Source organism: Pantoea sp. Tr-811 (assembly GCF_011752535.1).
Lineage (GTDB): Bacteria > Pseudomonadota > Gammaproteobacteria > Pseudomonadales > Pseudomonadaceae > Aquipseudomonas.
In genome coordinates, this window is the sequence record NZ_VWXJ01000074.1 from 1 (window position 1) to 378 (window position 378).

The 378-nt window shown below is 44.4% G+C and carries 1 rRNA gene; it reads left to right on the forward strand.

What is annotated here, in order from left to right:
* Nucleotides 1-75, forward strand: a 16S ribosomal RNA gene (locus tag F3J44_RS29485); the annotation flags it as partial.
* Between the last annotated feature and the right edge of the window lie 303 nt (nt 76-378).

Here is a 378-nt window from a genome sequence, read left to right on the forward strand (position 1 = left end):
ACGGTGTGATTCATGACTGGGGTGAAGTCGTAACAAGGTAGCCGTAGGGGAACCTGCGGCTGGATCACCTCCTTAATCGACGACATCAGCCTGCTGATGAGCTCCCACACGAATTGCTTGATTCATTTGCTGATCAGAACTCAGAAATGAGCATTCCTTGTGAATGTTGATTTCTGGCTTTTGTCAGACCGTTCTTTAAAAATTCGGATATGTGATAGATATAGACTGAACACCAGTTTCACTGCTGGTGGATCAGGCTAAGGTAAAATTTGTGAGTTCTGCTCTTAATTGAGCGAAATGCGAATTTTCGGCGAATGTCGTCTTCACAGTATAACCAGATTGCTTGGGGTTATATGGTCAAGTGAAGAAGCGCATACG